The sequence below is a fragment of the Niallia endozanthoxylica genome, from assembly GCF_008710145.1.
Classification (GTDB): Bacteria; Bacillota; Bacilli; order Bacillales; family Cytobacillaceae; genus Bacillus_BD; species Bacillus_BD endozanthoxylica.
This window is the reverse complement of record NZ_VYKL01000022.1, coordinates 25,775-47,403: the sequence shown is the minus strand read 5'-3', so window position 1 is coordinate 47,403 and position 21,629 is coordinate 25,775. Positions and strand designations below refer to the sequence as shown.

The 21,629-nt window shown below is 39.0% G+C and carries 15 protein-coding genes; 1 reads left to right on the top strand and 14 read right to left on the bottom strand.

Annotated features, from left to right (window positions below):
- Positions 1 to 36: 36 nt before the first annotated feature.
- The 11 genes from larE to uxaC form a co-directional block, all read right to left on the bottom strand.
- Entirely contained in the window at positions 37 to 837 is an 801-nt protein-coding gene (gene larE, locus F4V44_RS14745; RefSeq protein WP_150440787.1) for an ATP-dependent sacrificial sulfur transferase LarE, read from the bottom strand.
- Positions 838 to 1,066: 229 nt separating this feature from the next.
- The gene (locus F4V44_RS14740; protein ID WP_150440786.1) at positions 1,067 to 1,837 is read right to left on the bottom strand and encodes an SDR family oxidoreductase; all 771 of its coding nucleotides are present in this window, start codon (positions 1,835 to 1,837) and stop codon (positions 1,067 to 1,069) included.
- A gap of 20 nt (positions 1,838 to 1,857) precedes the next feature.
- The gene (locus F4V44_RS14735) at positions 1,858 to 3,126 is read right to left on the bottom strand and encodes a lactate racemase domain-containing protein (RefSeq protein WP_150440785.1); all 1,269 of its coding nucleotides are present in this window, start codon (positions 3,124 to 3,126) and stop codon (positions 1,858 to 1,860) included.
- A 702-nt stretch (positions 3,127 to 3,828) separates the two neighbouring features.
- The gene (locus F4V44_RS14730; protein ID WP_150440784.1) at positions 3,829 to 5,298 is read right to left on the bottom strand and encodes an MFS transporter; all 1,470 of its coding nucleotides are present in this window, start codon (positions 5,296 to 5,298) and stop codon (positions 3,829 to 3,831) included.
- 349 nt (positions 5,299 to 5,647) lie between these two features.
- Positions 5,648 to 6,511, bottom strand: a complete 864-nt coding sequence (locus F4V44_RS14725; RefSeq protein ID WP_150440783.1) for a sugar phosphate isomerase/epimerase family protein — start codon at positions 6,509 to 6,511, stop codon at positions 5,648 to 5,650.
- 3 nt (positions 6,512 to 6,514) lie between these two features.
- Positions 6,515 to 7,519 (bottom strand): Gfo/Idh/MocA family protein, encoded by a 1,005-nt coding sequence (locus tag F4V44_RS14720; RefSeq protein WP_150440917.1) that lies wholly within the window; start codon positions 7,517 to 7,519, stop codon positions 6,515 to 6,517.
- A gap of 70 nt (positions 7,520 to 7,589) precedes the next feature.
- Positions 7,590 to 8,750: a Gfo/Idh/MocA family protein gene (locus F4V44_RS14715; RefSeq protein ID WP_191090689.1), complete on the bottom strand. Its 1,161-nt coding sequence runs from the start codon at positions 8,748 to 8,750 to the stop codon at positions 7,590 to 7,592.
- A gap of 2 nt (positions 8,751 to 8,752) precedes the next feature.
- On the bottom strand, positions 8,753 to 9,640 hold the full coding sequence (locus F4V44_RS14710; protein ID WP_150440781.1) for a sugar phosphate isomerase/epimerase family protein: 888 nt from the start codon (positions 9,638 to 9,640) through the stop codon (positions 8,753 to 8,755).
- 17 nt (positions 9,641 to 9,657) lie between these two features.
- The gene (locus F4V44_RS14705) at positions 9,658 to 10,575 is read right to left on the bottom strand and encodes an AraC family transcriptional regulator (protein WP_150440780.1); all 918 of its coding nucleotides are present in this window, start codon (positions 10,573 to 10,575) and stop codon (positions 9,658 to 9,660) included.
- A 210-nt stretch (positions 10,576 to 10,785) separates the two neighbouring features.
- Positions 10,786 to 12,198, bottom strand: a complete 1,413-nt coding sequence (gndA, locus tag F4V44_RS14700; RefSeq protein WP_150440779.1) for an NADP-dependent phosphogluconate dehydrogenase — start codon at positions 12,196 to 12,198, stop codon at positions 10,786 to 10,788.
- A gap of 127 nt (positions 12,199 to 12,325) precedes the next feature.
- The gene (uxaC, locus tag F4V44_RS14695) at positions 12,326 to 13,729 is read right to left on the bottom strand and encodes a glucuronate isomerase (RefSeq protein WP_150440778.1); all 1,404 of its coding nucleotides are present in this window, start codon (positions 13,727 to 13,729) and stop codon (positions 12,326 to 12,328) included.
- Between the two features lie 222 nt (positions 13,730 to 13,951).
- Here uxaC and F4V44_RS14690 point away from each other — a divergent pair, with 222 nt between their 5' ends.
- Positions 13,952 to 15,133 (top strand): ROK family transcriptional regulator, encoded by a 1,182-nt coding sequence (locus tag F4V44_RS14690; protein WP_150440777.1) that lies wholly within the window; start codon positions 13,952 to 13,954, stop codon positions 15,131 to 15,133.
- A 197-nt stretch (positions 15,134 to 15,330) separates the two neighbouring features.
- Here the strand turns inward: F4V44_RS14690 and F4V44_RS14685 are convergent, their stop codons facing one another.
- The 3 genes from F4V44_RS14685 to F4V44_RS14675 form a co-directional block, all read right to left on the bottom strand.
- On the bottom strand, positions 15,331 to 16,743 hold the full coding sequence (locus tag F4V44_RS14685) for an MFS transporter (RefSeq protein ID WP_150440776.1): 1,413 nt from the start codon (positions 16,741 to 16,743) through the stop codon (positions 15,331 to 15,333).
- Between the two features lie 372 nt (positions 16,744 to 17,115).
- On the bottom strand, positions 17,116 to 19,314 hold the full coding sequence (locus F4V44_RS14680) for a beta-glucosidase family protein (RefSeq protein ID WP_223881901.1): 2,199 nt from the start codon (positions 19,312 to 19,314) through the stop codon (positions 17,116 to 17,118).
- Positions 19,315 to 19,907: 593 nt separating this feature from the next.
- Complete coding sequence (locus F4V44_RS14675; RefSeq protein WP_150440775.1) at positions 19,908 to 21,383, bottom strand: MFS transporter; 1,476 nt, start codon at positions 21,381 to 21,383, stop codon at positions 19,908 to 19,910.
- Between the last annotated feature and the right edge of the window lie 246 nt (positions 21,384 to 21,629).

The window sequence follows — 21,629 nt, the reverse complement described above, 5'->3', positions numbered from 1 at the left end:
TATAAAGCACTTTTTCTATTCCAAAACAGAAGATTGTTAGGATAGAACCTTATTCATACTTCCGCTCTGATATCCAATTAAATCTAGAGTAATATACTTATATCCATACTCTTGAAGGTTTTTAACAATACGATCATGATTTTCAAGAATGATATTCATATCTTTAGGCTCTACCTCAATCCTTGCAATATCCTGATGAGTTCGAACCCGAACTTGGCGTATATCAAGCCTTTTCAAGAATGCTTCTGCCTTCTCTACTTTTGTCAGCTTTTCTTTCGTAATATATTCACCATATGCAATTCTTGAAGAAAGACAGGCGAACGAAGGTTTATTCCAAGTAGGTAAATCGAAATCCCTGGAAAGCTTCCTGATTTCCTCTTTAAAAAGATTCGCTTCTTGAAGCGGCCCTCGAATCCCCTTTTCCTTCGCAGCCTGCATCCCTGGCCGGTATTCATTCATATCATCCGCAATAACTCCATAAATCACATTATTAAAGCCCTTTTCTTCAAGAACTGGGATTAAATGATCAAACAGGCTGCTTTTACAGAAATAACATCGATTTTTATTATTCTCTGCATATCCAGGAATCGCTAATTCAGACGTTTCAATTACCTGATGCTGAACTCCAATCTTTTCGGCCAAGGCTCTTGCCTCTTCCAGCTCGCTTGTGGGATAGGTTTCCGAATCAGCTGTTACAGCCAGTACACGGTCTGCACCTAATGTATTCACAGCCGCTTTTAATAAAAATGTACTATCCACTCCGCCTGAATATGCGACTACCACTGATTCCATTTCTCGGAGAATCGACTGTAATTTTTGATATTTCTTCATGAACATGAGTCAAGTCCCCTCTCCCAAAACATTCCTTCTATTCATTACTATATTGAATAAAAATTCTTTATATGTGTAGATAATCAAATTCGCTCCATCCAATTTCCATTAAAAAATCTGTGGTATCCGCCGGAGACTTAACTGAATTCAGCTTAGTTTGCATCCACATTGAATCAGAAAACCACTTTGCATACATCCTCCACGCACAGAAGTGAAGGACTTCTGCTGAATGAAGTTAAATCGTCATTGCTCCGAAACCGCCATCGACACGAATTAATGCTCCTGTTACGAAGCTTGAAGCCTTATCCGAAGCAAGCCAGACAGTGGCTCCTTGAAGTTCCTCTGCTTCCCCAAAACGATTCATTGGAGTATGACTCATAATTGATTCGATTCGTTCTTTATCCAATATTTTCCGATTTTGTTCCGCTGGAAAAAATCCAGGAATAATCGCATTCACACGAATTCCGTGAGGAGCAAATTCTCGAGCTAAAAACTGTGTGACACTATTAAGCCCTGCTTTAGATACTGAATACGTGAACACCCTTGAAAGTGGTGTAGTTGATGAAACAGATGAAATATTAATAATGCTGCCTTTTCTCTCCTGCTCAAGCATTCTTTTTGCAAAAACTTGGCAGGTCATGACAATCCCTTTTAAATTAATATTCATAATCTTGTCATACTCATCCATATCAAGCTCAAAAAATGGTGTGGCACTATTTGTTCCTGGAGCATTTAAAAGGATATCCCATCCACCTGACCATTGTTCAATATCATTTGCAGCCTGGATTAGCGAATCTTTTGAACTAACATCTGCCGCAAAAGCCTTAGCTTCCCCTCCGTTCTCAGCGATTTCATTCACAACTTGTTCTGCTGTTTCAAGATTACGGCCGACAATCGCCACTTTCGCCCCGTGTGATGCCAAACCCTTTGCCATCGCTGAACCTAATACACCATTTCCCCCTATAGCTACTGCAGTTTTTCCTGTAAGATCAAATAAATTTGTCATCTTTCAACTCTCCCTGCTATTTAAAATAGATTTCCTTTTTCATCAAATGAAAAATCACAAAGGTCTGAAATCAGTTCCATATTTGGATGCTGTTTCACGTGCTCAATCAAAGCCTCGGATACTTCTATTTCACTTATTTCAAGAGTATTTTTAATTCGAACCATTTTTACATTTGTAAAATCTAGAATGTTACACGTTTTAATTGCCGCTTGAATCGTCTCTCTATCATTGGGCAAGGTCGTAGCAATTTTCGTTGGCGCTACCACCGTTGAAGTTAAACCATTAGCATAAGTGACCTCTCTATCCATCTTGTCAACCAACCGCTGGGTAGTAAAATCGGCCGTTCCTACTCCATTGGCATTGCCCTCTGTTTCGTGGGTAAGATCAAGAACAACCATTTTTGTAACATCCGGTCCACCATGTGCATAAGGAGTAGGATATCTGCCGGTTATATTCGGGTCCATACCATCGCCGCTGATATTCTTGCCAATCTGATCAATCACAAGGACATCTAATTGCTCAAAAAATAGTCTTGGCAACAGTTCTTTTGCTTTAGCTTGCAGGTCAGTCTCTCTGGAAAGAATCTCTTCAGGAGTAAGCACATCAACAAACGCCACTTTATCAAAGGCATTTTCAATTGTTGCGACTCCGAACAGAATCGGCTTTTTTTCCATAATCATTTTTGCCATGGCTGGTACATTTTCTGCCATATATTTAAAGCCTAACTGATGACAGGCTTCGGCTCCTTTTTGTTTTCCCAGACCAATACTTATCATTTTCATAATTCCGCTTTCAACAGGGCCACGGAAAGCCGTATGTGGTTTCACACGATTGATGACGACAATGCCATCCGCCTCTGATGCATATTTATCAACATAAACGGGCAAACCATTTTCTAGTTCACCGATTTTTACGACTTCCATGGAAGAGCGAATCTCACAGCCAACACTATCTTCGGTCACACCCAGATGGGCTAATACCTCTCTCTGTCCTTCAGCAGTCGCACCTCCATGACTACCCATGCTCGGGACTATAAATGGCTTTGCTCCCAATTCCTGTAAAAACTTCACTGTTACCGAGGTGAGTTCTACGAGGCGGTCTAATCCCCGGCTTCCAACAGCTAAGGCGATTTCCATTCCTGGCTGAACCTTACTGCGAATATGGTCTTGCTGCAATTTTTCCATTAGAGCTTGTTCAAGGTTATCGATTTTATTGTTATCAAACGTTACCTTTACCTTTGCCATTTTCGGCACCGGAATATCTTTTAATAAGTCTTGTAGAATGCCCATTTCCTTTCCTCACTCCTTTTCTTCATTAGTATTTCTCATAAATTTTTATTTCATGTATTTTCCATAACCTGTATGTAAACAAATTTGAAATCCCTTACAAGACTATTTACGAAGCGATAAACCTAAAATATGTAGATAATTAATTTGTTTGATAAACAAATTAATTATCTACATATTAACATTATGAAGAATGTACCGTCAATTATTATGAAACATTGCCTTACTAATTAAGATGCTAACGACTAAAATCTTAAGTTTCTATCAATCCCATTTTAAATTTGCAATTGGCCAAAAAGCCTAGAAAAGGAGAGGAATAATAAGAAAAAGTTGAGTGATGCACGTTTTCACCGCCCTTGTTTCCGTTTTCATTATAATTGTTGCCGTTTTCAGCAGCTTTGTAAAATATCTGCCAATACCTGATAATAAGAATATCCAATCACTAGGGGGAAATTAAAAATGAAAAAAATCTTACTAACAGTCATTGAAAAAATCGAAAAGACTGGAGATTACATTCCATTTGATTGTGCAGAACCTGTAAAAACCAATTCACAAAAATAAAAGTGAATTGGTTTTTTCATGTAAAAAGACCCCAGCATAAGCTAGGGTCTTTCATTTTGTGTTCGTATTACCGACTTACAAAAGGGAAATTCTATACTGTAACTAACAAATTAAACTCTCATACACTAAAGCGAAATCGTTATTTTAAATAGCCATTTTGTCATTAGTATGCTTTGATTTTTTCGCAGCAATACTTGTTTGAATTTCTTCCATTTTTTCAGCATCTAGTTCATAGCGGCTCATAATTAAACCAGAGACAGTTAATGCTAAGGCTGGAATACCAAATGCTAGGATCATCGTTACAAGTTTCATTTCAGGTGTTAACACATCCGTAACGGTTGGGAACGCATCTTTAAATCCAATCAACGCTACGGCAAAACCAACGATAGCTGGTGCTAAAGATGTGATTAGTTTATCAATGAAAGAGAACATGGTTCCAATCATACCTGGTACATATCTTCCAGATTGACTTGTTTCATAATCAGATACATCCGCAATCATTGGGTTTACAAGAGTGGATGGTACTCCGCCAAAGCCCATTGCCGCAGTGTATAAAACAATGAAAAGAATAGTTGCAAATCCCAATTTACTCATTGAGATGGTTGAACCATCAATAAATATAAACATTCCAATTAATGCGATGAAACTAGCTAATGCAATCCAAGTTGAGAATAGGAAAGCTTTCTTCATGCCTGTTTTTCTTGCCTTTGCCACAGCCCAGAAGGTAATCAATAATGTTGGAACGATGGTAATCATTGAGATGGTACCGCTTAATGCATAGTCGCCGATTAAGATGCCAAATAACATAACTACTACTACTGCGTGACGCAGAAGTGAGAACGCTAATTTGTCAACAGTTACAGCAGTAATCAACTTTAATAATGGTTTATTATTTTTCAAAATTGGCCAGAAATCACGGAACTTGGTTTCAACTGTATCCTCTGCTAATCCGAAAAATTCCTTCTTGTCCTTGCTTGAGATTCCAATTACAGCTAATACCGTAAATACACCCGCAAGAATCATAGCAAGAGTGTTTAACTCGTTAAAGAGTGCCATATTGAAGTCGCCATGTTTTTTAATTAAATAAGACGCTACATAAACTTGGCCGCCTGTGAAAAGTAATGTGTTATAAACACCATCAAAAATCGCGAATAACGGACGTTGTTTCGGGTCATTTGTTAACACTGTTTGTGCAGCTTTTGTAACAGAAGTTTGACATGTATAACCGATAATATGAACAGCATAAATTAAAATGAAGAATAGTAATCTAAATGATTCCGGTATTAAGTGTGTTACATTATATAATACAATGACTGTACCAGCTAAGATGATATTTCCAATAACCATATACGGGCGGAACTTACCAAATCTTCCTTCTGTTTTATCTACCATATATCCTACAATGGGATCTGTAACCCCATCCCAAATTCTCATACTCATTAGAATCGTACTGACTACAACAACGGCAATTCCTGCAACTCCAGCCGCATAATAAGAAATAAATGCTAATATGAACATATAAAGATTTGTCGCGGTATTATTTAATGCAAAGAAACCAATTTCCCACAGCTTAGCCTTGTTATATTGTTGATTATTTACTGCTTCTTTAGCCATCCCAGCTTCCCCCCCTAAGCGATTTAACCGCTTTCATTAAAGTGAATAACCTTTCCCTATGGAAATTTCAACCTTTTATTTGTTTAATGAACTAATTAACTTCCATGCCCTTATAATAAATGAATCCGCTTTCATACACAATACTTTTTTTCGTAATTTTTCTGGTGTTTTTTGGGAACAACCTAATTTATTAAAGATATGGAGTGAGACACCTGACATGATTTCACCTTTAAGGTTTAACGTCCTCACTTTGTAAAAGTTTAAAAATTTCCGGGCCCAATCATTTACCACTTAAACCAATACAAAAGGCAGCGGATACCGCTGCCTTTCTCATTTCTATTTCAATATATTAAAACCAATCAGCGTAGCCTAGTTTTCTTAAGTGATTAGCAGAAATCTCTAGGCAATCAAATGGGTCTCGTCCATAGGTATCATCTTGTTCTACTAAGAAAAACTGTGCCCCGCTTTCAAGACCTGCGTCTATAATCGCTTTTAAATCAAGGTTTCCTTCACCAAGTTCTGCAAATTCAATCGTATTTGTGAATCTGTCGAAGAATTTAGCCATATCCTTCTGGAAGTCAACATCACTTAAATCCATTTGTCCAATTCGATAATCCTTCAAGTGTAAGAGTGAAATACGGCCAGCATATCCCTTAACAAATTCCACAGGATTTACACCTGCTCTTTGAATCCAGTGCACATCTAATTCGAATCCAAGCTTTTCAGTGTTATTTTTAATGATATCCAATAGGTATTCACCATCAAATTTTTGGAATTCTAAGTGGTGTGTATGGTAATACAATTCAATCCCATGCTCAGCTAATCTATGAGCCATCTCTTCAGCTTTAGAAATAAATTCCATAATAGTATCTTTATTCCCCATAGCCATTAATGGCATCATGCCAATTCGCAGATAATTACAATTAAGAGTCTTGCAATCATTAACGATTTTTTCAAAATCGTCCGCCAATGTTTCGCCAGGCATCCCAGGCAGCATGGGCTCTACTGCAGCAGAAAGAGCCGCAATCTTAATATCAAAGTCTTCACTTGCACGTTTTAATTCTGCTACATTTTCTGGGGTCATAGGGATTTGAGAAACCTCAACAGCATGATATCCAAGCTCATTAACTTTTTTCATTGTTTCATAAACACCTAGTTCTTCCACTTTTCCCTTAAGCATCATCATTTGAACGCCAATTTTACCTTTTTTCATTGATTATCCCTCCATTGTGACTGCTTGTTTTGTCTCTGAAGATTTACGAATTGCATCAATTATTTGGATGGAAGGCAGCGCATCTTTGGCATGAACATAATCAGTTAAATTATTTTCAATACAGGAATAAAAATGGTTAATTAATTTTCCATGGCTTGCCCCATAATAGAACTTTGATCCCGGCATCCGGGCATCTTCTACTAATTCAACCTTTCTTCCTTCTTCGTCTACTTTCTTAAGGAAGCTATCTTTAATAGTAAATTTACCTTTTTCGAAAACTACTTGAAGCTCGACGCTCGAGTTTACCGAATTGGCATTCGTAGCGAAAAATAATCCTACAGCCCCATTTTTAAACTTAATTTGAGCTGTGGCGGTATCCTCCACCTCAATCCCATAGTCCAGCAATTGATCAATTGAGCCTTTAATTGAATCAATTTCACCGCCAACAAGCTGCATTAAGTCGATTGTATGTAACGCCTGGTTTATCATGACTCCGCCTCCTGCAAGATCCATTTTCCCTCTCCACGGCTTGATATCATAATATTCCTTTGCTCGGTACCAAGTCACTAATCCTTTTATACCAGTGATGCGTCCATATTCACCGCTCTTTATGATTTCCTGCAACATTTCAAATGACTCATTATAACGGTTTTGCAGACATACACAGATTTTTACATCCTTATATTTCTCCTCTAAATTTACAAGTTGCTGTGCCTCTTCCGTGTTCAATCCCAACGGCTTTTCAAGAAAAACGTTTACTCCCTTTTCTACACAAGCCTTTGTGGCTGGGTAATGAAGATAATGCGGCAGGCAAATATGAACACAATCCAATTGCTCTTTTTCGAGCATAACTTGAAAATCGGTATAGAAGCGGGCATCAGGCACCCTCCCCTTTAATGATTCATCAAGATCACAGATGGCTGTCAACTCAACGTTTGGATTGGATTGAATGGCTGGAATATGAATGTGCGAAATATCCCCAAGACCTATAACAGCTGCTTTTAGCATAATTACATCTCCCTTTACAAACAAACCCATGCCACGCTGCCATGAGTTTGTTTGTACGTTCTTCAAAAAATTATTCTCTAACCGGATATTTACCTTCTTCGGCAATTCGTTTGTTTAATTCTTCTAGGAATAAATCTTCATCAAATGGAATTTCCACTTCCTTGCCTAGCCAGCTTGACAGATGCATGGCATTTGCAAGTCTAACACCATTGATGCCGTCGCTGCCAGGAGCTAATAATGGTGTGCCTTCCACAATCGCAGAAGCAAAGTCTTCTAATACGGCGATATGCTGTTCGCCCCAAACATTGCCAAAATCAAGTACTTCCTCAGTGAAAATATCACCAGTACCGCCACCCATAAACAGCTTCATAACATCTGACATATCCATGGAAGCGCTCATTTCACTTTCAGATTGTTTCAGGCGCTTAATGGTCACTTTCTTACTATCATCTACCACAATTTTCCCTTTATCGCCATGGATTTCTAAACGGTCTGTCCCCATTACATCGTGTGTTTTAGTTACAAATACGCCTGTTGCACCATTTCCATAATCAAATACTGCAGTTACATCGTCCTCAACCACAATATCTCTTTGGTAGCCATAGTTTACTTTTGCATAAACCTTTTTCGGCATGCCGCAAATCCATTGAAGCAAATCAATTTGGTGTGGCGCTTGGTTTACAAGAACACCGCCGCCTTCTCCGCCCCAAGTTGCTCTCCATTCACTCTGATTGTAGTACCCCTGAGGCCTCCACCAAGTAGTAATAATCCAGTTGGTACTGCGAATGCTGCCAATCTCACCATTATCAATAATTTCTTTTACTTTTTTATAAAGTGGATTTGTACGCTGGTTAAAGAAGATCGCAAACTTAAGTTCAGGCTTTGAAGCTGCAAAGTCGTTTAACTCTTTTACTTGTTTTGTGTAAACGCCAGCTGGTTTTTCCACTAATGCATGAATGTTTCTTTTTAGTGATTCGATTCCCATTTCAGGATGCAGATAATGCGGAACAGTTGTAACGACTGCATTAACATCACCACTTTCAAGCATGTCGATATAATTATCGTAGAAAGGCACATCAGGATAACTTTCTTGCGCTACTTGTTTTTTAGCAGGGTCATTATCACAAATCGCACCAATCACCATATTTTTTACTTTGCCTTCTGAAATGAATTTAGCGTACATACCGCCTTCAGCACCTAAACCAATAATCCCTAATCTTACTTGTTCCATTATTATTTTCCCCCACTTTCAATTTCTTTAAGAATTTCCAATAAGGCTTCATATTGAAGTTTGTAGCCGCCTGCACCATCAAGACCTTTGTCATCTTTAATGACTTCAGAAGCATCCTCCAGTTCTAAGTCCTTTAAGGAATCAAAGAGAACCAAGTGCGGCTCCAGAGTTAAAAAGCCTTTATAGCCAGCTTTGATAAATTGAGAGAGAAGTTCAGGAATTTTCCCTTCTCCTGTACCACAGACAACATTTTGATTATCTGTCGTAACGGCATCTTTTATATGAATATAAACAACTTCATCCTTTAATAAATCGTAGCATTCTTGGGTATCTTCACCGCATTGTACAAAGTTGGCAAAATCAAAAATTGCCTTAAAATACGGGGAGTTAACCTCTTTTAATATTTCATGACAGCGCCTTGCGATATCACCGTAAATATCCTTTTCATTTTCATGCAATAAAATGACGTTGTATTTCTCAGCAATTACTGCATATTCCTTTATTTTGCGAATCACATCATCACGGTAAATATCAGGATTGTCACCCTTTGGAATATAAAAACTAAAAATACGAATATATTTGCAGTCCAATAAGTTGCTGATTTGGCAAAGGGTTTCAAGCATTTCCTTTTGTTTTGCAAAGCCTTCCTCGTCATTAATAAAGACCTTGCCAATAGGAGATCCAATAGAGGATACACCAACTCCCGCTTTTTCCAAACGCGGCTGAACATTTTCTTTAATTTCATCAACAGTAAAGTCACCGATGTTTTTCCCATCAATGCCGCGCAGGGATAAATAACGCATACCAAGGTTCGAAACAACCTCAAGCTGTGTCTCGAAATCTGATGAGATTTCATCTGAAAAACCAGATATAATTAAATCCTGATTCATTTGAAGTGAGTCCTCCCTCATTGCTTTGCTGCTCGTTGTGAGTTTATTTTTCGATAACGTGACGGCGTAATGCCAACTTTTTCTTTAAAGTAACGGCTAAAATGGGCAATACTTTCAAATCCCGATGCATGGGCTACTTCAGCCAGGGTAAGACCTGGTTCCATTTCCAACAAGAACTTGACTTGGTTTAGCCTGCAGCCCATTACATATTCCATCACGGTAAAGCCTGTTACTTCTTTGAAAACATGTGATATATAATATTTACTTAAATTAAGCTTAGATGAAATAATATCTAGACTAATTTTCTCTGTATAATGATCTCGTATCCAGGAAGCAATTTCCTCTGCATGTACTTCCTTTTCTGTCTTTTTACTGGTTATTTGCGCTAACTCTTTCTGGCTCATTTTATAGATAGCAAGCAGCAGCTGAACCAGCTCTATCTTTACTTCAGCTTCTAATAATTCATTTTTTTTACCTGTACGCTGAAGCTCCTCATCGATGTCGGATAGAATGCCCGATATCTTTTTTATTTGCCCGTCTACATATTGGCCATTTTCATCATAGCGTGTACGTAAAAGCGGGTTATTCAGTTTCCTAAATGGATCTAGCAAAATGGGTATCGCGAGTGTGGAGATCAATTCAGTCAGCCATGTCGGTGAAAAATGAAGGGCACTTCTTGTATAGATAGTCTCGCCCCAAGGGTTGGCTTTATGCAGAGTCATACCATCCAAAAGAATAATATCACCGGGCTCCAACTCATAAATCCGATTGTTAATTAAATACTTGCATTCACCGCTGCAGAAGAAATAAATCTCATACTCGTGATGTGAGTGAAACTGGAAAGTATAGGATTCCACTCCCTGCATTCGATAAAATGCAGTAATCCACTCATCCAATACTCTTCTTTTAAAAGGCAGGTTTAATAAATCTTCCACAGCCCCCACGCCTTCCTTGATAGTTAAGCGTTGCTCTAAGCTTACTTATATTTTACCCCTCAAGCTTAGGAAATACATTCTCTGAAAATGCTTTCATTTTTATTGAAATTTGACTAGTATTGCTTTCCGTTTTATATTATTAGTCAAAAAAAGAGACAAAACCCTCCATTCTCTTGGAAGTTTTGTCTCTTTTAGAAAATAGAAGAAATCCTATTCCATCCAGTTCGTATGGAAAATACCTTCTTTGTCAATACGCTGGTACGTGTGAGCACCAAAGTAGTCACGCTGCGCCTGCAACAGGTTCGCAGGAAGAGTTTCAGTACGATAACTGTCATAATAAGCAATGGCACTAGCAAATGATGGTACAGGAATGCCGCGTTCAACCGCTAAAGAAATTACTTTTCGGAGTGCTTGCTGATACCCCTCTACAATTTCTTTAAAGTAAGGATCTAATAAAAGATTAGGTAATTTTGAATCTCGATTATAGGCATCTTTAATTTTTTGCAGGAATTGGGCACGAATAATACAGCCGCCGCGGAAAATCATAGCAATATCCCCATAGCGAAGATCCCAGTCGTACTCTTCAGATGCCGCTCTCATTTGTGCAAATCCTTGGGCATAAGAGCAAATTTTACTCATATATAAAGCCTTCCGAACAGCTTCAATTACTTCTTCTTTATTACCATCAAACGGTTGAACCTCAGGCCCATTCAATACCTTACTCGCTTGTACACGTTCCTCTTTCATCGCTGAAATAAACCGAGCAAAGACAGATTCGGTAATAAGCGGAAGCGGTACACCTAAATCTAAAGCGTTCTGGCTTGTCCACTTACCCGTGCCTTTTTGACCAGCGGTATCCAAAATTAAGTCTACCAATGGCTTACCAGTTTCTTCATCTGTTTTCGTGAAAATGTCAGCTGTTATTTCAATTAGGTAGCTGTCCAATTCACCTTTATTCCACTCTGCAAATACTTTATGGAACTCCTCTGCTTCTAAACCTAGTACATTTTTTAAAATATAGTATGCTTCACAAATTAATTGCATATCACCATATTCAATTCCATTGTGGACCATTTTCACATAATGACCTGCGCCATTTGGACCAATATAGGTACAGCATGGATCACCTTCCACTTTTGCTGAAATCGCCTCAAAAATCGGCCTAACAAGCTCATAAGCTTCTTTTTTACCTCCTGGCATGATTGAAGGACCCTTTAACGCACCTTCCTCCCCGCCGGATACGCCTGTACCAATAAAGTGGAACCCTGCTGTTTCAAGCTCCTTATTTCTTCTTATCGTATCCTGGAAGAATGTATTCCCGCCATCAATGAGAATATCTCCTTCTTCAAGATATGGCCTCAATGAATCAATTGTCGCATCTGTAGCAGCACCAGCTTTAACCATTAATAAGATTTTGCGAGGCTTTTCTAATGAACCAACAAATTCTTCAACAGTACGTGCGCCAACAAAGTTTTTTCCTTCTGCCTCATTCTTTAAAAATTCTTCCGTTTTATCATACGAACGATTGAATACAGCTACTGAATAACCTCTGCTTTCAATATTTAAAGCAAGATTTTTTCCCATTACCGCTAAACCTACTACACCGATTTGTTGTTTCGTCATAAGATTAACCCTCTTCCTGTATTCTAAATTAACTCTTATTGTTAAAATATCATGCTCTACTTTTAAAAAATTAATCCCTTATGTATAGGGCAGGGCCATTTTGTAGCCCTCCCCTTTTTAAAGCCTTTTATCTCTCCAAGAAATATTTCTCCGCATTGTGATAGCCGATATTTCGTACCATTTGCTCTAAGAACTCAAAATCATCTGGCGCTAATCCTCTTTCGACCCATTCGCCTAAAATGTTGCAAAGGATTCGACGGAAGTAATCATGACGGGCATATGATAAGAAACTGCGAGAATCAGTCAGCATGCCAATAAAATGGCTTAATAGACCTACATTGGCTAAATCCTTCATTTGTCTTTCCATTCCATCGATGTGGTCAAGGAACCACCATCCAGAACCAAATTGAATTTTACCTGGAATTCCTTCCTCATAGAAGTTGCCCATCATTCCGGCCAGAACCTGATTATCTTTTTGGTTTAAGTTAAACAATACCGTTCTAGGCAATGCATCTTGTTGATCAAGTGCATCAAGGAAGCGGGAGATGCCTTCTGCAAAGTTATTTTCACCTATAGAGTCAAAGCCTGTATCAGGCCCAATTAGGTTCTTCATTTTGGTATTGTTGTTACGCATTGCACCCATATGCAACTGCATAACCCATTGTTTTTCAGCATACATTTTTCCGAGTTCAGTTAACAGGAATGCTCTATAAAGAATTAATTCTTCTTCCGTAAGCTCGCTGCCATTTAGGCGTTTAGCAAAGATTGGTTCAATTTCATCTCTTGTTGTTTGAACATACTCCATTTTTTGTATATCATGATCAGAGGCACGACCTCCATGTTCATGGAAATAATCAACTCGCTGCTTTAATGCTTGTAAAAATGAGTCTAAAGTATCCACCTTTATTCCGGACACTTCGGATAATTTTTCAATCCAGTCTTTAAAGGTTGGACGCTCAATGAAAAGCGCTCCATCTGGACGGAAAGTTGGGGCAATGATTGCCTTAAACGTTTGGTCGTTCTTCAATAATTGGTGGTATTCCAATGTGGACACCGGGTCATCTGTTGTGCCAATAAACTTTACATTCGACCTTTCTATGAAAGCTCTCGGTTTGAATTCCGGCTTTTGCAGCTTTTCATTACATTCATCAAAGATTTCACGCGCCGTCTCCGGGCTCAGTCTTTTTTCTATCCCAAAATACATTTTTAATTCCATGTGTGCCCAGTGGTAAAGCGGGTTTCCTATTAAATGAGGAACTGTTTCAGCCCAGGCTGCAAACTTTTCCCAGTCAGATGCATTACCAGTAATAAATCTTTCACCAATGCCATGCATGCGCATGGTCCTCCACTTATAATGGTCTCCGCCTAACCAAACTTCTGTAATACTTTTATATGAATTGTTTTCCCAAACTTCCTGTGGATTTAAATGGCAGTGAAAGTCAAAAATTGGTAACCCCTCGGCTGCATTTTCGTATAATCTGACTGCTGCATCAGAATTTAACAAAAAATGCTTGTCTAAAAATGCTTTCATCGTATTCCCTCCCAATTTATCTGTAAACCCTTTCAGTTCTCGTTAAAAAAAATACTCTATTAATTTGTTCAGTAAACAAATTAATTATACAATTAACTTAACATGTTTATTATGCTTCGTCAATTAACAGATTATGAATGAACGAATAAATATCTTTTTAATCCTTTTTTAAATAACTGTTATAATAGAAATAAGGGAGTCGTCTTGAAATGGAGGATTTAAATGATTACCGGTGATGCGGCGTATATAAAGAAAATAAATCGATCTTTTATCATTAAAGAAATAATTAAAGAAGGCATGATCTCAAGAGCGGATTTATCCAAGGTTACTGCCTTGACAAGAGCAACAATTTCCGCACAGGTTGCGGATCTTTTAGAAGAAGGTCTAATAATAGAAACAATGCTTGAGCACAATGCTGTCGGCAGAAAACCGATTATGCTCTCGTTAAATGCCCAAGCAGGCTACGCTCTAGGAATTGACCTAGACTACGGCAAAATTTCATTTTCATTATCAGATCTTTTAGGCCAGCCTGTCCATTCAACATTTATTGAAATAAACACAACCGAATATCCCGAAATTCTTCAAATTTTATTGAAGCAAATTAAAAAGTACAAAGATAAATACACGGATAGCCGCTACGGCATTGTGGGAGTAGGTATATCCATACATGGACTTGTAGCTAAAGACGAAATCGTGCACTTTGTACCGAAGCTTGGCTGGAACGAAATTGATTTAAAGAATGATTTGGAAAAAGAAATTAATATAGATGTTTATATAGAAAATAACGCAAACTTAAGCTCCTTTGCTGAACGGGTATTTTTTCACCATGAAACAGACAATTTGTTATGTGCTACCCTCTATTCCGGCATCGGGCTTGGAATGATGATGAAAGATGACTTTTTTCGCGGGCACGACGGATTTGCTGGTGAGGCTGGACATATGATTGTAGTCCCTGAAGGAAGAGCGTGCAAATGTGGTAACAAAGGTTGCTGGGAGAAATACGCTTCTGAATACGGCATTTTTGAATATTTAGCGGAGACAAGACAAATTAAAAAACTCGGCTATGAGCACATTCAAAAATGGCTGGATAGAGGTGACGAGGAAGTAACAGAACTAATGGAACAATTTATCTACTATCTCTCCGTTGGTTTAAATAATTTGATTAATATGTACAACCCTGCCGTACTAGTACTAGATAGTGAACTCTTGAGGATGTATCCTGATGCGCTCGAGAAAATTAAAGGAAACTTACATTCCACCATTAGCCATTATCGTGAATTAACGATTTCATCTATAGGAAAAAAATCATGCGTACTCGGTGCCTGCGCCTTAGTAATTAAACATTTCCTCGATGTCCCAATGCTAAATTTGTCATATGAAAACAAGAAAAACCCCTCTTTATAAGAGGGATTTTTCTTTTAAAAGGCTATGTTAACAAATCATGTTGATAAGTCAGATTTTTGACTCATCCGTGAAAAATGGACATTTCTCACGCCTTTCAGCTGTGCTGAAATTTAGATGAGTCCAAAATCAACAATGTTAATAAACAAGACTTTTAAAAAAGAAGATAGTCCTCTGAACTATCTTCCCTATTTCTTCTATTAAGCTTTTCTCTTGTTAGCTAAATCCTCAGCAAGCTGAAGTGTACGTTTCTTATTTAACGGATATAGGAAAACTAACATTAAGAAAATGACTAATAACACAACCGCAGGCACTAGCGTAGCAAGTGTATGAATACCTTGTAGTGTAGTTTGTGTTTGCACTTGAAGCCCCGCCTGATATCCAATAGCTGCAATGGCAAATCCGCCGACACCTCCGGCAATCGCTTGACCGATTTTTCGAGCCATGGAATAGATTGAATAAACAGTTGCATCTTCACGTAAACCTGTTAGATATTCATGATAATCAATTACGTCTGTTACAAATGCCCAGATGACTAGATTAAACAATCCATAGCCGAACATGGCAATCGCTAAAATTCCGATAAATTGCGCAGAAGAAAGGTTTGGTAAAAGGTATAAAATACCATATATAACTGCTGCTAATAATAAACCGGCTGCTGCAACTTCCTTTTTCCCAAATCTAGCAACTAAAGGTTTTACTAACGGCATTCCTACAAATACTGCAACAGATTGAAGAAGTCCCACAATACTTAATGCTTTTGCATTGGCAAAATAATCTTTAAACAAGTATACGTTTACAGCACCAATTAACATAAAGCAGACCATAAATGTTAATGAAGCAATTAAAATCCAGATTAACGGCTTATTTTTCACAAGGCCTTTCATAGTCTTTCCTAAATTTACCTTTTCCTTATTTGATTCCGCCAAGACGATACGCTCAACAGACATTTTATAACATGCCATATAACAAGCTAGTGAAAGAATACCAAAAATAATAGCTCCTAATACGAAACGATCAGCATCAGCTTTATTATTAACAAAAAGAATCATCGGACCAACTACGTTAATAATTAGTCCCGCCATATTTGCTCCAAGTGTACGGAAACCTGATAGTGATGTACGTTCAACAGGATCACTTGTAATGACAGAAGCCATGGAACCATATGGAATATTCACAGTACTATATAAAGTTCCCCATAAGATATAGGTTGCAAATGCATATGCTTCGTAAAATCCATTGGACATTCCCGGAATATGCACAAACATTAATACACCTGTAATAACAAGAGGAAATGACATTCTAAAAATCCACGGTCTAAATTTACCATTTTTTCCAGCTTTTCTTGTATCAATAAAGCGTCCCCATGCAATGTCGGCTACGGCATCCCATAATCGCGCAACTAAGAAAAGCGTTCCAACAAATGCAGGGCTCAGACCATAGACGTCTGTATAATACACCATTAAGAATGAAGCTACCAGTATAAAAAAGAAATCGTTTCCAAAATCACCAAACAAATAACCTAATTTATCTTTCATCCCAAAAGGACGAGTCGCCTTTTCCCCCGTATTCGGAGTAGAAATATCAGTTGACTTTCGTGCCGCTTGACCCATTTGTATCTCCTCCACATTTTTAACATATTATTTGTTTTAGTTGAAAGCATAATACTAATGTTCTTGCTTTAAAGAGGCACCAATTTGAACCAAATTTACCTCTAAAAACAATATTTTTTATAATATAAGACACTTGAAAACCTTTTTGAGAATTTCATTCCCCCTGGGATTGGTTATAATTACTAAATTAATTTGTTTAGTGAACTAACAAATTAATTGTACACTAAGAATATCATCACCCGATTCAACCGTCAATAAAATTTTGAAAGCGTTTTATATTTTTTTCATAACCTCAGTACAAAAGGATTGAATTCTGTCTAGTAAAGAATTCAATCCTTTTGATAATTGTATTTTATTATAATCTATCTACCGTCAGTCAATGACTATCTTGGATTCAAAAGGAGTGTCTTCACTGGAGGTGCCCAGATATACCGTGTACTCGCCAGGCTTCACTACAAAGTCACGTTCACAGTAGTCCCACACACTCATCGGATGATTCGTCGCAGAAGGATTAATTGTGATCGTAACCTGTCGTGACTGCTCCGGCTCTAGAAATACCTTTTGGAACCCGACCAGTCGCTTTGGTGGCTGCCCTGTGACAGGAATGCTCAAATAGACCTGAACAACCTCGGCCCCTTCAACCTTCCCTGTATTGGTTACGGTCACCTTTACCGTGATTGCCGCCTTACCATCCGACTGGGCTGGCGTTACCGAAAATCCAGAAAGCTCAAAGGTCGTGTAGGACAGGCCGAAGCCGAATGGAAATAATGGCTGGATTCCTTGAGACTGGAACCAACGATACCCCATGTTAAGGCCCTCGGAGTAACGGATGACCGGAAAGCCATTGCCTTCGTCAGTGCCGGGATAGCGTTCAGGGTGCCCGGTATATAAAAGATCGTCCTCAGATGCTGCGTAGGTAGTCGGCACCTTGCCGGATGGATTGACAACACCGAAGAGCAAATCGGCAACAACGTGTCCATCCTCTGTTCCCTGATTCCATGCTTCTAGAATCGCCGGAGCCTTGGTAATCCATGGCATCATCACGGGGCTGCTGTCTTTCATGACGAGAACTGTTTGCGGGTTAACTTCTAAGAGTCCATCGAGCATTCGGTTCTGATTGTTAAGCATGTTCGGACTTGGTAAATCGGCTCCCTCAGATGCGACTAAGCCTGCCATCAGGATAACCAGGTCGGCTTCTTTGGCAGCCGACTTCGCCTCTTCTAAGTTCGACAGGTCTTTTGCGACGGTAACCTTGCTCACCTTTGCTTCCGAACCAAGACCGTTTAGTACAGCCTGCATTCCCTCTACAGGTGGAACCGTGTAGAGAGGGACGACCTTGGACGAGCCCCCTCCGCCATTACAAGCGTCGTCAACAAACTCAGACTGGCCGATAATTACTATAGAGCCATAGGCTTTCGGGTCAAGCGGCAGCATCCCGTCATCGTTCTTTAGCAGAACCGCTATCTGGGAGCCAATTTTTCGGGAGATGGCGCCATGGCCCTTAGCGTCGATTTCGCTAGGATTGTAAGGACGCTCGAACTGGCCGAAACGGAACATCTGGGTGAAGCGGCGAACTAATGCCCGATTGACGGTCTCAATCTCGAGGCTGGTGTCCTCGAGCGCGTTCTTGACATTGGTTTCGTTACACCACTTGGCATCTGGCATTTCATGGTCCATACCTGCACTCAGCGAGGCCGAGCAGGAACGACATGACCAGAAATCGGATTGCACGTAGCCTTGGAAACCCCACTCTTCACGGAGAATGTCATTGAGCAGGTAGCGGTTCTCAGTGGCGTAAACACCGCGAACGCGGTTGTAAGCGCTCATAATCGCAGCAATATCAGCGTCTTTGACCAACATTTCGAATGGCAGCAGGTACAGCTCGCGGAGCACGTGTTCATCCACCTCAACATTGGCTCGGAAGCGCTCGTACTCCTGATCGTTAACCACATAATGCTTACCCATGGCAATAACATTGTGGTTCTGGATTGCCTTCGTTACCTCTACCCCCATCACACCGGATAGGTACGGATCTTCAGAAAAGTATTCGAAATTGCGCCCGGCAATGGGAGTTCTGTGCAGACAAACACCCGGTCCTTCAAGCACGTGCTGGCCCAGTGTCGCAGTCTCCGAACCAATAATGTCCCCGTACTCACGGGCTAGCTGAGGATCAAAACCGGCAGCCAGACCAATAGTCATCGGCAATGCGGTAGCAGGCGGGCTCGGGTGTCCGTCTCCCATCCCCACACCTACTGGCCCGTTTGTAATTCGAAAACGAGGGATTCCCAGTTCCTCAATCCCTTTTACATGTCGCTGCACTTGGAGTTGGGCCATGAGCAGCTCTTGTTCTTCCGGACTCATGGCATTCATTTCATCCGCAGTTGGCAAGGCGTAAATGTTAATTGTCTCCATCGAACCGTGAAGCTGGGCGATTTTCTGTTCCAAGGTCATGGCAGCTACGAGCTTCTCGGCACGCTCACTTGGTGATAGTGACTTGTCCATCCATGGAAATGAACCATTGCCATTAGAATTGTGCGCCAGTTCGGGTTCTGTAGTATGTTCATTATTCAATGCAGAACTCTCCTTACCTAATATTTTTTAATTGATAGTAACGCAGTACCTGATTGGCTTGATTATGCCCTGTTTATTAGTCCTTTCTAAATCTTCCTATACAAAACCTAGTACGTTTGATAATCTTTACCATTGCCCATTCGAATATGCATCAGCATGTAACGAAAGTCTTTTTCCGCTAAACTATATATATCCAATTTATTAAATCGACATAGGAATTCTTTTTCTATCATGTATGAGTAGTAAACATGGTTCTTCCGCTAGATATTTGACTCATCCGTGTGAAAAATCCTTTTCACACGCCTTTCAGCTTCGCTGAAAGGTTGCGATATGGTCATGAAACGGGAGGAGAAAACTCGTTTTCTCCTCCCGTTTCATGACCATATCGCTTAGATGAGTCAAATATCCACTAGTATATGTCGAAATATTAAAAAGGACATATATAAGAGGGGCGCAGATTCATTAATCCAATGAATATACCAATATTGGTGGAACAATAACATAGGCAGAATGACAAAAACCCCTTTGTTTTAGCTTTTTATCCTAAAACAAAGGGGTTTTTATAGAGGAAAATCTTTTAAACGTATTTATACTTAATTAACAATTTTTTGTTCTACAGTTTTATGCTTTGATTTTTTCTCAGCAATACTTGTTTGAATTTCTTCCATTTTTTCAGCATCTAGTTCATAGCGGCTCATAATTAGACCAGAGACAGTTAATGCTAAAGCTGGAATACCAAATGCTAAGATAATGGTTACAACTTTCATTTCAGGTGTTAACACATCCGTAACGGTTGGAAACGCATCTTTAAATCCGATTAAAGCTACGGCAAAACCAACGATAGCTGGTGCTAAAGATGTGATTAGTTTATCGATGAAAGAGAACATCGTTCCAATCATACCTGGTACATATCTTCCAGATTGACTTGTTTCATAATCAGATACATCCGCAATCATTGGGTTTACAAGAGTTGATGGTACTTGTCCAAAGCCCATTGCCGCAGTGTATAAAACAATGAAAAGAATGGTTGCGAATCCAAAGTTACTCATTGAAATGGCTGAACCATCAATAAACACAAACAATCCAATTAATGCGATAAAAGTAGCTAATGCAATCCAAGTAGAGAATAGGAAAGCTTTCTTCATGCCTGTTTTTCTTGCTTTTACTACAGCCCAGAATGTGATTAATAAGGTTGGAACGATGGTAATCATTGAGATGGTACCACTTAATGCATAGTCGCCGATTAAGATACCAAATAACATAACCACTACTACTGCGTGACGAAGAAGTGAGAAGGCTAATTTATCAACAGTTACAGCAGTAATCAACTTTAATAATGGCTTATTATTTTTCAAAATTGGCCAGAAATCGCGGAATTTCGTTTCAACCGTTTCCTCTGCAAGTCCGAAGTATTCCTTCTTATCTTTGCTTGATAGTCCAATGGCCGCTAATACAGTAAAGACTCCCGCAAGAATGATCGCAATCACATTCAACTCTGTAAATAGCTCCATATTGAAGTCGCCATGTTTTTTAATTAAATAAGACGCTACAAAAACTTGTCCACCTGTAAAAAGTAAAGTGTTATAAATACCATCAAAAATAGCGAATAAGGGACGTTGTTTTGGGTCATTTGTTAATACTGTTTGTGCTGCTTTTGTAACAGAGGTTTGACATGTATAACCGATAATATGAACAGCATAAATTAAAATGAAGAATAATAATCTAAATGATTCCGGTATTAAATGGGTTACATTAAATAAAACAAGTACGGAAACAGCTAAAATGATATTTCCGATAACCATATACGGTCGGAATTTTCCGAACCTTCCTTCCGTTTTATCTACCATAAACCCTACAATGGGATCTGTCACCCCATCAAAAATTCTCATGCTCATTAAAATCGTACTTACGATAACTACGGAAATGCCTGCAATTCCAGCTGCATAATACGATACAAATGCCATAATGAACAGATAAAGATTTGTCGCGGTATTATTTAATGCAAAGAAACCAATTTCCCACAGCTTAGCCTTGTTGTATTGCTGATTATTTACTGCTTCTTTAGCCATCCTAACTTCCCCCCTAAGCGATTTAACCGCTTTCATTAAAATGAATGTTTAACCTTTCCCTATGGAAATTCCAACCTTTTATTTGTTTAATGAACTAATTAACTTCCGTGTCTTTATAATAAATGAATCCGCTTTCATATACAACACTTTTTTTCTATAATTTTTCTGGAGCATTTTGGAAACAACCTGCTTTATCTTCCGCATATGCTAAGAAGGTTATAAACACCCTCATAGAAACATCCATTG

Coding starts and splice junctions, on each gene's coding strand:
- larE (WP_150440787.1), bottom strand. CDS start 837: ATGTTCATGAAGAAATATCAAAAATTACAGTCGATTCTCCGAGAAATG.
- F4V44_RS14740 (WP_150440786.1), bottom strand. CDS start 1,837: ATGACAAATTTATTTGATCTTACAGGAAAAACTGCAGTAGCTATAGGG.
- F4V44_RS14735 (WP_150440785.1), bottom strand. CDS start 3,126: ATGGGCATTCTACAAGACTTATTAAAAGATATTCCGGTGCCGAAAATG.
- F4V44_RS14730 (WP_150440784.1), bottom strand. CDS start 5,298: ATGGCTAAAGAAGCAGTAAATAATCAACAATATAACAAGGCTAAGCTG.
- F4V44_RS14725 (WP_150440783.1), bottom strand. CDS start 6,511: ATGAAAAAAGGTAAAATTGGCGTTCAAATGATGATGCTTAAGGGAAAA.
- F4V44_RS14720 (WP_150440917.1), bottom strand. CDS start 7,519: ATGCTAAAAGCAGCTGTTATAGGTCTTGGGGATATTTCGCACATTCAT.
- F4V44_RS14715 (WP_191090689.1), bottom strand. CDS start 8,750: ATGGAACAAGTAAGATTAGGGATTATTGGTTTAGGTGCTGAAGGCGGT.
- F4V44_RS14710 (WP_150440781.1), bottom strand. CDS start 9,640: ATGAATCAGGATTTAATTATATCTGGTTTTTCAGATGAAATCTCATCA.
- gndA (WP_150440779.1), bottom strand. CDS start 12,198: ATGACGAAACAACAAATCGGTGTAGTAGGTTTAGCGGTAATGGGAAAA.
- uxaC (WP_150440778.1), bottom strand. CDS start 13,729: ATGAAAGCATTTTTAGACAAGCATTTTTTGTTAAATTCTGATGCAGCA.
- F4V44_RS14690 (WP_150440777.1), top strand. CDS start 13,952: ATGATTACCGGTGATGCGGCGTATATAAAGAAAATAAATCGATCTTTT.
- F4V44_RS14685 (WP_150440776.1), bottom strand. CDS start 16,743: ATGGGTCAAGCGGCACGAAAGTCAACTGATATTTCTACTCCGAATACG.
- F4V44_RS14675 (WP_150440775.1), bottom strand. CDS start 21,383: ATGGCTAAAGAAGCAGTAAATAATCAGCAATACAACAAGGCTAAGCTG.